Origin of the sequence: Streptomyces sp. GESEQ-35 (assembly GCF_017948485.1) — a bacterium.
Lineage (GTDB): Bacteria > Actinomycetota > Actinomycetes > Streptomycetales > Streptomycetaceae > Streptomyces.
This window is the reverse complement of sequence record NZ_JAFFSX010000016.1, coordinates 211166-224616: the sequence shown is the minus strand read 5'-3', so window position 1 is coordinate 224616 and position 13451 is coordinate 211166. Positions and strand designations below refer to the sequence as shown.

Here is a 13451-nt window from a genome sequence, read left to right as displayed (position 1 = left end):
AGGGTTGGACCCGGAACTTCGGTTCTGGGTCCAACCCTTTTTTGTTCTGCGTTACTTGAAGTTCACGTTGCGCAACAACCATCCGCAGCATGGGTACTGCTGCAATGCTCCGGGCTGCCGGCGTAGGAGTCGGTGACGAGGTCGTCGTCCCGGCGTTCGGGAACGTGGAAGTGGCCGAGGCCGTGGCGCTGGCCGGTGCGCTTCCGGTGTTCGCCGACATAGACCCGGTGACGTACTGCCTCGACACGTCCGCTGTCGAGGCGGCCGTAACTCCGCGGACGGCGGCCCTGGTCGTCGTACACCGCTTCGGTCGGCCCGCGGACATCGCGCGGCTGCTCGGGCTCGGGCAGCGGCATGGCCTGCTGGTGCTGGAGCAGGGCGAGTCCGAGGTGCCGTACGACGAGACTGCTCAGCGCAGGCAGCGGGCCTCCTATCTCGATGCGAAGTTGAAGGGTGTGCTGACGCCAGATGGCGGTGACGGGCACACCTATCAGCAGTACGTCGTGCGGGTTCCGGGGAACGGGCGGCCCGACCGGGACGCGTTCGCTCGGTCGGTGCGGGCCAGGGGAGTTGAGTGCCGGGTGCCGGTGAAGACGCCCGTGCACCGGCTGCCGGAATTCCGTCGGTGTGTGTCCCTGCCGGAGACCGAGCGGGCCGCTGACGAGACGTTGTCGCTGCCTGTGGATGCGTCGTTGACGAAGCGGGACATGCAGCGAATAGTGGCTGCGTGCAATGCCCTCGGGGGACTGCTTCAGCCCGCCTTCTGAAGGGAAGAGCAGGGTTGGGAGCACAGGTCTGTTCGGGGTATGATCTATTCCGTTGCCGCGGGGGAAGCCCCGAAATCGCGACAGGCCCCTATAGCTCAGTCGGTAGAGCGTCTCCATGGTAAGGAGAAGGTCAACGGTTCGATTCCGTTTGGGGGCTCCACGGAAAAGGCCCCCCGCCCAACGGCGGGGGGCCTTTTCGCTGTTCTAGTCCTTGTGGAGTCCGGGGACTCGCATCGCGAGGATTGCCATGTCGTCGGACGGGGCGTCGGATGCGAACCGCTCCACTGCGCGCATGATGCGGGCCGCTACGGCGCCGGCCGTGAGGCCCGTGCAGGTCGTGAGGACGTCGGTGAGGCCGTCGTCGCCCAGCATGCGGCTGCCTTCGCGGCGTTCGGTGACGCCGTCCGTGACGCACAGGAGGACGTCGCCGGGGTCCAGGGTGACCGTCTGCTCGTACAGCTCGAGATCCTCCATGACACCGAGGAGCGGCTGGGGTTCGGCGGCCGGTTCGACCGTGCCGTCCTGGCGCAGGCGGAGGGGGAGCGGGTGGCCGGCGCAGACCACCTTCAACTCCGCGCTGCCGTCGTCCTGCGGGCGCATCTCGCCGTACAGGAGGGTCAGGAAGCGGCTGCGGGCGCCCTCGTCGAGGATGGCGGAGTTCAGGCGCTCCAGGACCGCCGGGCCGCTGAGGCCTTCGCGGGCGAGCAGGCGGAGGGCATGCCGGGCCAGGCCCGTGACGGCCGCCGCGTTCGGGCCCGTACCGCAGACGTCGCCGATGGCGAAGCCGTAGGCGCCGTCGCTGATGGGGAAGACGTCGTAGAAGTCGCCGCCGACCTCGTTGCCCTCGCCGGCGGCGCGGTAGATGACCTCGACCTCGACGCCCTCGATCTCGGGGAGTTCGGGCGGCAGGAGGCTGCGCTGGAGGGACTGGCTGATGGCCGTGCGCTCGGAGTAGAGGCGGGCGTTGTCCAGGGCCAGGGCGGCTCGGCGGGACAAGTCCTCGGCCAGTTCCAGGATTTCCTGGCGGAAGTGTTCGTCCGTCGGCTTGCCGAGCGTCAGCATGCCGATGACTCGGTTGCGGGCCACGAGCGGCAGGACCACAGTCTCGCCGCCGACGGCGGACGCCGTGGCCAGAGTCGGGCCGATGCCCGAGCTGACGCGCGGGATGGGCTCGCCAAGGCCCAGGCTGCGCATGGACGTGCGCAGCGCCGCCTGGTGGGCGGCTTCCGCGGGGGCCGACCAGACGCGGGCGCCGGGCGTGGGGACCGGGTCCGGTGGGGCGATCTTCGACAGCAACGACTTGATGCCGTCGATGAGTTCCTCGTCCTCGTGCAGGACGTACGACAGGTACGGCTCCGAGGCCTGGTCGGCGATCGTGTAGACCGCGCACCAGGTCGCCAGGGTCGGGACGGTCATCTGGGCCATGAGGGCGAGCGTCTGGTCGCGGTCGAGGGTGCCGGCGAGGAGATCGGAGGCCTCGACCAGGAAGCTCAGCGAGCCTCGGCGCAGGCGCTCCAGTTCGCCCAGACGGGCCGACTCGACGGCCAACGCGATGCGGTCCGCGGCGAACTGGAGGCGCAGGGCCTCCTCGTTCGAGTATCTGCCGGGGCCCTCGGCGGCGACGCCCAGGGAGCCGGTGAGGCGGCCCTCGACCTTCAGCGGGACCGTGACGACCGAGCGCATGCCCGTGCCGCTCAGCAGGGGGACGGCGCCCGGTACGGCCGTCAGGTCGTCGTGGACCGCCGGCATACGGGCCGAGCCGTAGCGGCCGGGGCCCGCCTCGACGGGGACGCGGGCGAAGCGCTGGCGGGCGGAGGGCAGGCCCGTGGAGGCGCGGACCTCCAACTCCGTTTCGTCGTCGGTGGCCAGGAGCAGGAAGGCGCTGTCGCCGTCGAGCATGTCGCGGGCGCGCTCCACCGTGCGCTGGAGGAGGCCGTCGAGGTCGTCCGGGGCCGGGGAGCCGATGAACACCTCGAAGGGGTCGGCGCTCTGGCCGTCGGCAGAGGTGCCGGAGTCGGAGGAGGGGTGGCGCGACGGCGTCTGGAGGACGGCGCGTTCGTGGTCCCGTACGAGAAGGCAGACCGTGGACGGTTCGCCGCCCGTGTCGCGGACCCTGAGGTGGGAGGCGTACACCGGGGTCACGCGGCCGTTGGCGCCGCGGATGCCGTAACTGCCTTCCCAGCGCGAGAGTTGGAGCGCTTCCGCGATGCCGGTGCTGGTGCCCGGGGTGTGCGGCCAGGCCGCGAGGTCGGTCAGGGGCTTGCCGGTGACCTGCTCGGCGGCGTACCCGAAGAGGTCCTCGGCGTCCTCGTTCCAGGAGGCGATGCAGCCCGTACGGTCGATCTGGACGACGGCGACGCGGACCCGGCCGTCGGCGAGCGGCAGGAGGTCGGCGGGGAGGGAGGGGCCTGCCGAGCGGGTGCCGACCGAGCGCTCGGGGAGGGCGATCTGGAACCAGACCTGCTTGTGCGTGGGCGTGTACTCGACGCCCCAGCGGCCGGCCAGAGCCGCGCACAGCTGGAGGCCGCGGCCGCCCTCGCGGTCGGGGCTGCCCATGTTGACGGCCGAGCCCTGGAGTGGGATCTCGCGTTCGGGGTAGCGGTCGGCGACCTCGATCCGGACGCCGTCGTCACTGCGCAGGCACAGGACGTCCGCGGAGGTGCCCGCATGCACGACGGCGTTGGTCACCAGTTCGCTGGTGAGAACCACGGCATCGTCGACGATGTCGGCGAAGCCCCAGCCCTGGAGCGTGTCGCGGACGAAGGAGCGGGCGGTCGCGACGGATCGCCCGACGGGCTCGAAGCTGGCGGCCGCGCGCGCGGTGATCACAGAACTCCTCGACCGGTTGTCGACATGCAGGGCTACCTGGCCGACCGGCTCGTGCCGCGTTTGCGACGGCAGGCCGCCCGTCGGCCGTGGGTCCGGGGGATGTCCCCCCGGGATCAGTCCGGTGGTCATGCTGCGGCCGCCCCTCCGATGCCCGCTCGTTCTCGTGCCACCGCCCAGGCCGGACGGACCGGCGAGGCTGGACAGCCGCATGCAAGGTTACTTACCTTCGCCGTCCATGCGGATGCCGGTCTGCAGTGTTTCCGTCCGGAGGGTGTGCGGACGGTGTGCGAAGCTGCCGAACTGTTATGGCCGGGTTCAGGGAGGGTGAAACACTGGGCAAGCTTCTTGTGAAGGTCCGGGCAGGCAGAGTGAGATCCCCTTCGGGCGGGCAGCAGCCCGGGGTGTGGCCTGGCGGATCCGACAGAAATGCGCAGTAGTAACTGGTACGTCGAGCAGTCGTACCGGACACAGCAGTAACGGTCGACCCCTGCGGGAGGGACAAGTGGAGTCTGGCGCAGCGACGCGGGGCACTAAGACGCGCGCGAAAGGCGGACAGTCCCTGACCAAACAGCGCAAACCGCGTGGTGGGACCACGTCGGTGGACACGGCCTCCCTGGACAGACTGCTGGCGGCACTCGTGTCGATGCGGGACGGAAACTTCCGTAAGCGGCTCACGGTGTCCGGCGACGGCGTGATGTCGGAGATTGCTGCCGTTTTCAACGAGGTGGCCGACCGCAATCTCCATCTGACGGGTGAGTTGTCGCGTGTGCGGCGCATGGTGGGGCGTGAGGGAAAGCTCACGGAACGGCTGGAAACAGGCTCCAGCGAGGGCTCCTGGGCGGCCGCCATCGACGCCTCGAACGCCCTGGTCGACGATCTCGTACGACCGGTCTCCGAGGTCGGCCGGGTGCTTTCCGCGGTGGCCGAGGGTGATCTGTCGCCGCGCATGGAGCTGCGGACGCAGGCGCCGGACGGCACCACTGGGCAGCCGCTGCGCGGGGAGTTCCTCAAGGTCGGGCGGACGGTCAACAATCTGGTCGACCAGCTGTCGACGTTCACCGACGAGGTCACCCGGGTGGCCAGCGAGGTCGGGACCGAGGGCAAGCTGGGCGGACAGGCCCAGGTGCGCGGTATGTCGGGTTCGTGGAAGGACCTCACGGATTCCGTCAACACGATGGCGTACCGGCTGACGGCCCAGGTGAGGGACATCGCGCTGGTGACGACCGCGGTCGCGAAGGGTGACTTGTCCCGGAAGGTCACGGTTCATGTGGCCGGCGAGATGCTGGAGCTGAAGAACACCGTCAACACGATGGTGGACCAGCTGTCGTCCTTCTCCTCCGAGGTGACGCGAGTCGCCCGTGAGGTGGGCACCGAGGGCGAGCTCGGCGGGCAGGCGCAAGTGCCGGGTGTGGCCGGCGTGTGGAAGGACCTCACCGATTCGGTGAACCTCATGGCCGGCAACCTGACGGCACAGGTGCGCGGTATCGCACAGGTGACAACGGCGGTCGCCAACGGTGACCTGTCGCAGAAGGTGACGGTGTCGGCGCGCGGCGAGGTCGCGCAGCTGGCCGACACGATCAACCAGATGACCGAGACGCTGCGGATCTTCGCCGACGAGGTCACCCGCGTCGCCAACGAGGTCGGTGGCGAGGGGCGCCTCGGCGGTCAGGCGAATGTGCCGGGGGCCGCGGGGACGTGGAAGGACCTGACGGACTCCGTCAACACGGTCTTCAGGAACCTGACCACTCAGGTGCGGGACATCGCCGCCGTGACGACGGCCGTGGCCAGCGGTGACCTGTCGCAGAAGGTCACCGTCGACGTGGCCGGCGAGATGCTGGAGCTGAAGAACACCGTCAACGGGATGGTGGACCAGCTGTCGTCCTTCGGTTCCGAGGTCACCCGCGTGGCCCGGGAGGTCGGCGTCGAGGGTGAGCTCGGCGGACAGGCGCAGGTGCCGGGGGCGGCGGGGACGTGGAAGGACCTGACGGACTCCGTCAACACCGCGTTCCAGAACCTCACCGGACAGGTGAGGAACATCGCCCAGGTGACCACGGCGGTGGCCAACGGTGACCTGTCGCAGAAGGTCACCGTGGACGTCTCCGGCGAGATGCTCCAGCTGAAGAACACCGTGAACACGATGGTGGACCAGCTGTCGTCCTTCGCCGAGCAGGTGACCCGGATGGCCCGGGACGTGGGCACGGAGGGCCGCCTCGGCGGGCAGGCCGTCGTACCGGGTGTGTCCGGTACGTGGAAGGAGCTCACCGACTCCGTCAACTTCATGGGCGGCAACCTCACCTCACAGGTGCGGCAGATCGCCCAGGTGACCACGGCGGTGGCCCGGGGTGACCTGTCCCAGAAGATCGACGTCGATGCGCGCGGCGAGATCCTGGAGCTGAAGAACACCATCAACACGATGGTCGACCAGCTCTCCGCCTTCGCCGACCAGGTGACCCGGGTCGCCCGCGAGGTGGGCACGGAAGGCCGCCTCGGCGGGCAGGCGCAGGTGCCCGGCGTCGCCGGTGTGTGGCGCGACCTGACCGACTCCGTGAACGGCATGGCCGGCAACCTCACCGCGCAGGTGCGGAACATCGCGCAGGTCGCGACCGCGGTGGCCCGGGGTGACCTCTCCCAGAAGATCACCGTGGACGCGCGTGGCGAGATCCTGGAGCTCAAGAACACCCTGAACACGATGGTGGACCAGCTGTCGTCGTTCGCCGAGGAGGTCACCCGGGTCGCCCGCGAGGTGGGCACGGAGGGCCAGCTCGGCGGTCAGGCCGAAGTGCAGGGGGTCTCCGGCACCTGGAAGGACCTCACCCAGTCCGTGAACTTCATGGCGAACAACCTGACCATTCAGGTGCGCCAGATCGCCGAGGTCACGACCGCGGTCGCCAAGGGTGACCTGTCCAAGAAGATCACCGTCGACGCGAAGGGCGAGATCCTCGAACTCGTCACCACCGTCAACACGATGGTGGACCAGCTGTCGGCCTTCGCCGAGCAGGTGACCCGGGTGGCCCGCGAGGTGGGCACCGAGGGCATCCTGGGCGGCCAGGCGCACGTGCCGGGCGTCACCGGCATCTGGAAGGACCTCAGCGGCAACGTCAACCTGATGGCCAAGAACCTGACCATGCAGGTGCGGAACATCTCCCAGGTCGCGGCGGCCGTCGCCAACGGCGACCTGACCCGGACGGTGACGATCGAGGCGCGCGGCGAGGTCGCGCAGCTCGCGGACACCTTCAACACCATGGTGAAGACGCTGAGCTCGTTCGCCGACCAGGTCACCAAGGTGGCCCGCGAGGTGGGCACGGACGGCATCCTCGGCGGGCAGGCGCACGTACCGGGCGTGGCGGGTACGTGGAAGGACCTCACCGAGTCCGTGAACCAGATGGCCTCCAACCTGACCGGTCAGGTGCGGAACATCGCCATGGTCACCACCGCCATCGCCAAGGGTGACCTGACGAAGAAGATCGACATCGACGCTCGCGGTGAGATCCTCGAGCTCAAGACGACGATCAACACGATGGTCGACCAGCTGTCGTCCTTCGCCGAGGAGGTCACCCGTGTCGCCCGCGAGGTGGGCACGGAAGGCCAGCTCGGCGGCCAGGCACGCGTGCGTGACGTCGACGGCACCTGGCGCGACCTGACCGAGTCCGTGAACGAGATGGCCGGGAACCTCACCCGGCAGGTGCGTGCCATCGCGCGCGTGGCGACCGCCGTGACCCGCGGCGACCTGAACCTGAAGATCGACGTGGACGCCTCCGGCGAGATCCAGGAACTCCAGGACTACATCAACAAGATGATCGCCAACCTGCGCGACACCACGATCGCCAACAAGGAGCAGGACTGGCTCAAGGGCAACCTCGCCCGTATCTCCGCCCTGATGCAGGGCCGTCGCGACCTGGACGACGTGGCCTCGCTGATCATGAGCGAGCTGACGCCGGTGGTCTCCGCGCAGCACGGCGCGTTCTTCCTCGCGCTGCCGCTCGTCGACGGCAAGGACACGAGCGGCGACCACGAGGACCCGTACGAACTGCGCATGCTCGGGTCGTACGGCTACTCGATGGGCTCCATGCCGACGTCGTTCCGGCCGGGTGAGGCGCTGATCGGGACGGCCGCCGAGGAGCGGCGCACGATCCTCGTGGAGAACGCGCCCAGCGGCTATCTGAAGATTTCCTCCGGGCTCGGAGAGGCGCCGCCCGCGCAGGTGATCGTCCTTCCGGTGCTGTTCGAGGGCCAGGTCCTCGGTGTCATCGAGTTGGCGTCCTTCACTCCCTTCACGCAGATCCAGAAGGACTTCCTCAACCAGATCGCCGAGATGATCGCGACCAGCGTCAACACCATCTCGGTCAACACCAAGACCGAGGTGCTGCTGAGGCAGTCGCAGGAGCTGACCGAGCAACTCCGGGAGCGTTCGGAGGAGCTGGAGAACCGGCAGAAGGCCCTCCAGGCGTCCAACGCCGAACTGGAGGAGAAGGCCGAGCTGCTGGCCCAGCAGAACCGCGACATCGAGGTCAAGAACACCGAGATCGAGGAGGCTCGGCAGGTCCTGGAGGAGCGCGCCGAGCAGCTCGCCGTCTCCATGCGCTACAAGAGCGAGTTCCTCGCCAACATGTCGCACGAGCTGCGTACGCCGCTCAACTCGCTGCTGATTCTCGCCAAGTTGCTCGCCGACAACGCGGACGCCAATCTCACCCCGAAGCAGGTCGAGTTCGCCGAGACCATCCACGGCGCCGGCTCCGACCTGCTCCAGCTGATCAACGACATCCTCGACCTGTCGAAGGTCGAGGCGGGCAAGATGGACGTCTCGCCGACGCGTATCGCGCTCGTCCAGCTCGTCGACTACGTAGAGGCCACCTTCCGCCCGCTGACCGCGGAGAAGGGCCTCGACCTGTCCGTACGGGTGTCTCCGGAACTGCCCGCCACGCTGCACACCGACGAGCAGCGGCTGCTCCAGGTGCTGCGCAACCTGCTGTCCAACGCGGTGAAGTTCACCGACTCCGGATCCGTCGAGCTGGTCATCCGGCCGGCCGGCGCGGACGTCCCGTTGGCGATTCGGGAGCAGCTCCTGGAGACGGGCTCGCTGCGCGACGCGGACGCGGATCTGATCGCGTTCTCCGTGACCGACACCGGCATCGGCATCGCGAACAGCAAGATGCGGGTGATCTTCGAGGCCTTCAAGCAGGCGGACGGCACGACCAGCCGCAAGTACGGCGGTACGGGCCTGGGGCTGTCGATCTCGCGGGAGATCGCCCAGCTGCTCGGCGGCGAGATCCACGCGCAGAGCGAGCCGGGCCGCGGCTCGACGTTCACGCTGTATCTGCCGCTGCACCCGAGTGAACTGCCGCCGCAGGGGTACCAGCAGGGGCTGCCCGCACTGGAGGCCGGCGACCTGGTGGCGTCCGCGGCCCGGGCCGCGGCGGACCTGTCGGAGCTGTCCGACGTGGAGATCGAGACGCCGGCCGAGGTGAAGTCGTACCGCGATGCGCAGAACGGTCCGGCCGCGCTCTTCCGGCGCCGGCGCAGGGCCACGCCCATCGCGGCCGAACAGCTGGGAAGGGCGACACCGGAGCGCTGGCCCGCGTCCGACCAGGACGTGGCGCCGCGGTCGCACCGGGGCATCCGGTTCGGCGGGCAGAAGGTGCTGATCGTCGACGACGACATCCGCAATGTCTTCGCGCTCACCAGCGTTCTGGAGCAGCACGGCCTGTCCGTGCTGTACGCGGAGAACGGCCGTGAGGGCATCGAGGTCCTGGAGCAGCACGACGATGTGGCGGTCGTGCTGATGGACATCATGATGCCCGAGATGGACGGGTACGCGACGACGACGGCGATCCGCAGGATGCCGCAGTTCGCCGGTCTGCCGATCATCGCGCTCACCGCGAAGGCGATGAAGGGCGACCGGGAGAAGGCGATCGAGTCGGGCGCTTCCGACTATGTGACGAAGCCGGTCGACCCTGATCACCTGTTGGCTGTGATGGATCAGTGGATGAGGGAGGAGTGACGAGAACCGTCGGGGCGCGAGGCGAAGCGGCGGGGAAGTGGTGGGAACCTTCGGTGTTCACCCGGAGTTGCTGACTCAGTGTGGCCGAAGCCGTGTAGAAGTACGGGATACGGGGAACCTTCTGGTCTCCTGCTGCGTTTCTGCTACGTGCACAGTGACATCGCGGTGACAGGGTGTGGCGACAGGCGGGGTGCGGCTACCATGACCGGCACAAGGACGGGCGGCGCAAGGGAGTCGTCCCCTGGGGCGACGCACATCGGCGTCACCTCAAGTCCTGAGGACAGGGGAGGCCCCAAGCCGGGGCGAGGAGGGCGGGCCATGGTGCAGAAGGCCAAGATCCTCCTGGTCGATGACCGGCCGGAGAATCTGCTGGCGTTGGAGGCCATCCTCTCCGCGCTCGATCAGACGCTGGTGCGGGCATCGTCCGGGGAAGAAGCGCTCAAAGCACTGCTGACGGACGACTTCGCGGTCATTCTGCTGGATGTCCAGATGCCGGGAATGGACGGTTTCGAAACCGCCGCGCACATCAAGCGGCGAGAGCGGACCCGGGACATCCCGATCATCTTCCTCACCGCCATCAACCACGGTCCGCACCACACCTTCCGCGGCTATGCGGCGGGCGCGGTGGACTACATCTCCAAGCCCTTCGACCCGTGGGTGCTGCGCGCCAAGGTCTCCGTTTTCGTCGAGCTGTACATGAAGAACTGCCAGCTGCGGGAGCAGGCGGCCCTGCTGCGGCTCCAGTTGGAGGGCGGCGGAGGCAAGACCGCGGTCGGCGAGGCGAAGGAGCCCGCCGGGCTGCTCGCCGAACTGTCGGCGCGGCTCGCGGCCGTCGAGGAGCAGGCCGAGGCACTGTCCAAGCAACTCGACGACGAGTCCGCGGACGCGGCTGCGGTGGCCACGGCCGCCCACCTCGAGCGCAAACTCACCGGCCTGCGCCGCGCGCTGGACGCGCTGGAGCCGGGCACGGGAAGCGCTCCTTCTGTGCCGTCGCAGAACTGAACGCCCGCGACGACCGCCGTTGTGCGGGCGTGCACGCGGTGTTTGAGCGCGCGTCAATTTCCCGCCCCCGCAAGGGCGACACGAACGGGTGAAGCGGTGGGCACACGTGTCCGCCGGCGTCTCCACCGGTAACCTCACACCCATGGCCCCACGTCCCTCTGCCGCCAAGAAGCCTGCGAAGAAGGCGGCCGCTCCCGCGAAGGGACCGGCCAAGAAGGCCGCTGCCAAAAAGGCTCCTGCGAAGAAGGCGCCCGCCAGGAAGGCCGCGGCGAAGAAGCCCGCGCCCAAGCCGGCGCCGAACCCCACCGGGGGCATCGTGTGGCTCCTGCGGGCGATCTGGCTCGGTGCCGCGCACGCCGTCGGCGCGGTCTTCCGCGGCATAGGTCAGGGAGCGAAGAACCTCGACCCGGCGCACCGCAAGGACGGCATCGCGCTGCTGCTCCTCGGTCTCGCCCTGATCGTCGCCGCCGGTACATGGTCGAATCTGCGCGGTCCCGTCGGCGACCTCGTCGAAATACTGGTCACCGGCGCCTTCGGCCGCCTCGACCTGCTGGTGCCGCTGCTGCTCGCGATCATCGCCGTGCGCTTCATCCGGCACCCCGAGCAGCCCGAGGCCAACGGCCGCATCGTGATCGGTCTGTCCGCGCTCCTCATCGGCGTGCTCGGCCAGGTCCACCTCGCCTGTGGCTCGCCCGCCCGCAGCGACGGCATGCAGGCCATAAGGGACGCCGGCGGCCTCATCGGCTGGGGCGCGGCGACCCCGCTGACCTACACCATGGGCGAGGTGCTCGCCGTACCGCTGCTCGTGCTGCTCACGATCTTCGGGTTGCTGGTCGTCACGGCGACCCCGGTCAACGCGATCCCGCAGCGACTGCGGCTGCTCGGCAGGAAGCTCGGCCTCGTCCACGACCCGGCCGACGACGACTTCAGCGAGGACGACGAGCAGTACGAGGACCAGTGGCGGGACGCGCTGCCCGCGCGCCCGCGCCGGCGCACACCGAAGCCCGAGGCGTACGACCCCGAGAGCGCGGAGCAGGAGGCCCTCTCGCGGCGTCGCGGCCGCCCCAGGCGCTCCGCGGTGCCGCAGCCCGACATGGACCGGCAGATGGACGCCGTGGACGTCGCCGCGGCCGCCGCTGCCGCGCTCGACGGTGCCGTGATGCACGGGATGCCGCCCTCGCCGATCGTCGCCGACCTCACCCAGGGCGTGAGCGTGGGGGACCGCGAGGAGGCCACTCCGACACCCACCCCGACGCCTGTCCCGGCCGCTCGTCCGAAGCAGGAGAAGCTCAAGGGGGACGTACCGGATCTCACCAAGGCCCCCGAGGCGATCCGCGACCTGCCGCCGCGCGCCGAGCAGCTCCAGCTGTCCGGCGACATCACCTACTCCCTGCCGTCGCTCGACCTCCTCACCCGCGGCGGCCCCGGCAAGGCGCGCAGCGCCGCCAACGACGCCGTCGTCGCCTCGCTCACCACCGTCTTCTCCGAGTTCAAGGTCGACGCCTCCGTCACCGGCTTCACACGCGGGCCGACGGTCACGCGCTACGAGGTCGAGCTCGGTCCCGCCGTGAAGGTCGAGCGGATCACCGCGCTGACGAAGAACATCGCGTACGCCGTCGCCAGCCCGGACGTGCGGATCATCAGCCCGATCCCCGGAAAGTCGGCGGTCGGCATCGAGATCCCGAACACCGACCGCGAGATGGTCAACCTGGGCGATGTGCTGCGGCTCGCCGCGGCGGCCGAGGACGACCATCCGATGCTGGTGGCGCTCGGCAAGGACGTCGAGGGCGGCTATGTCATGGCCAACCTCGCGAAAATGCCGCACGTCCTCGTCGCCGGAGCCACTGGTTCCGGTAAATCGTCGTGCATTAACTGCCTGATCACGTCGATCATGGTCCGCGCGACCCCCGAGGACGTGCGCATGGTCCTCGTCGACCCCAAGCGCGTCGAGCTGACCGCCTACGAGGGCATTCCGCACCTGATCACGCCGATCATCACCAACCCGAAGCGGGCCGCGGAGGCGCTCCAGTGGGTCGTACGGGAAATGGACCTCCGGTACGACGACCTGGCGGCGTACGGCTACCGGCACATCGACGACTTCAACGAGGCCATCAGGAACGGCAAGGTCAAGCCGCCCGAGGGCAGTGAGCGCGAGCTCCAGCCGTACCCCTATCTGCTGGTGATCGTCGACGAGCTCGCCGACCTGATGATGGTCGCGCCGCGGGACGTCGAGGACGCGATCGTGCGGATCACGCAGCTCGCGCGCGCGGCCGGTATCCATCTGGTGCTGGCCACACAGCGGCCGTCGGTGGATGTCGTCACCGGTCTGATCAAGGCGAACGTGCCGTCGCGGCTCGCGTTCGCGACCTCGTCCCTGGCGGACTCCCGGGTCATCCTCGACCAGCCCGGCGCCGAGAAGCTGATTGGCAAGGGCGACGGGCTGTTCCTGCCGATGGGGGCGAACAAGCCGACCCGTATGCAGGGCGCCTTCGTGACCGAGGAAGAGGTCGCGGTCGTCGTCCAGCACTGCAAGGACCAGATGGCGCCGGTCTTCCGGGACGACGTCACCGTGGGCACCAAGAAGAAAAAGGAGATCGACGAGGACATCGGCGACGACCTCGACCTGCTCTGCCAGGCTGCCGAGCTGGTCGTCTCGACGCAGTTCGGGTCCACCTCGATGCTCCAGCGCAAACTGCGCGTCGGCTTCGCCAAGGCGGGGCGGCTGATGGACCTCATGGAGTCCCGGGGCGTCGTCGGCCCCAGCGAAGGGTCCAAGGCTCGTGATGTTCTTGTGAAACCTGACGAGCTGGATGGCGTGCTTGCCGTGATCCGTGGGGAGTCTGACGGGTAGGAAA

5 protein-coding genes and 1 tRNA gene are annotated in these 13451 nt (G+C 68.9%); 5 read left to right on the top strand and 1 reads right to left on the bottom strand.

Annotated elements, in window-relative coordinates; all coding sequences use genetic code 11:
• Window positions 1-104 precede the first annotated feature (104 nt).
• Window positions 105-767, top strand: a complete 663-nt coding sequence (locus KCH87_RS28810) for a DegT/DnrJ/EryC1/StrS family aminotransferase (protein ID WP_210589216.1) — start codon at window positions 105-107, stop codon at window positions 765-767.
• 84 nt (window positions 768-851) lie between these two features.
• Window positions 852-927: transfer RNA gene (locus KCH87_RS28805), tRNA-Thr, on the top strand.
• A 44-nt stretch (window positions 928-971) separates the two neighbouring features.
• Here KCH87_RS28805 and KCH87_RS28800 read toward each other — a convergent pair.
• Window positions 972-3725 (bottom strand): SpoIIE family protein phosphatase, encoded by a 2754-nt coding sequence (locus KCH87_RS28800; protein WP_210589207.1) that lies wholly within the window; start codon window positions 3723-3725, stop codon window positions 972-974.
• 373 nt (window positions 3726-4098) lie between these two features.
• Here KCH87_RS28800 and KCH87_RS28795 point away from each other — a divergent pair, with 373 nt between their 5' ends.
• The 3 genes from KCH87_RS28795 to KCH87_RS28785 all read left to right on the top strand — a co-directional run bounded on the left by KCH87_RS28795 (window position 4099) and on the right by KCH87_RS28785 (window position 13447).
• Window positions 4099-9594, top strand: coding sequence for a HAMP domain-containing protein (locus KCH87_RS28795; RefSeq protein WP_210589206.1), 5496 nt, complete (start codon window positions 4099-4101; stop codon window positions 9592-9594).
• 318 nt (window positions 9595-9912) lie between these two features.
• A complete protein-coding gene (locus tag KCH87_RS28790; protein WP_210589205.1) occupies window positions 9913-10596 on the top strand; it encodes a two-component system response regulator in 684 nt (227 codons plus the stop codon).
• Window positions 10597-10738: 142 nt separating this feature from the next.
• Window positions 10739-13447: a DNA translocase FtsK gene (locus tag KCH87_RS28785; protein ID WP_210589204.1), complete on the top strand. Its 2709-nt coding sequence runs from the start codon at window positions 10739-10741 to the stop codon at window positions 13445-13447.
• The last annotated feature ends 4 nt before the right edge of the window (window positions 13448-13451 follow it).

Bases quoted from the DNA above. Each gene is read 5' to 3' on its own strand.
- KCH87_RS28810 (WP_210589216.1), top strand. From the start codon at position 105: ATGCTCCGGGCTGCCGGCGTAGGAGTCGGTGACGAGGTCGTCGTCCCG.
- KCH87_RS28800 (WP_210589207.1), bottom strand. From the start codon at position 3,725: ATGACCACCGGACTGATCCCGGGGGGACATCCCCCGGACCCACGGCCG.
- KCH87_RS28790 (WP_210589205.1), top strand. From the start codon at position 9,913: ATGGTGCAGAAGGCCAAGATCCTCCTGGTCGATGACCGGCCGGAGAAT.
- KCH87_RS28785 (WP_210589204.1), top strand. From the start codon at position 10,739: ATGGCCCCACGTCCCTCTGCCGCCAAGAAGCCTGCGAAGAAGGCGGCC.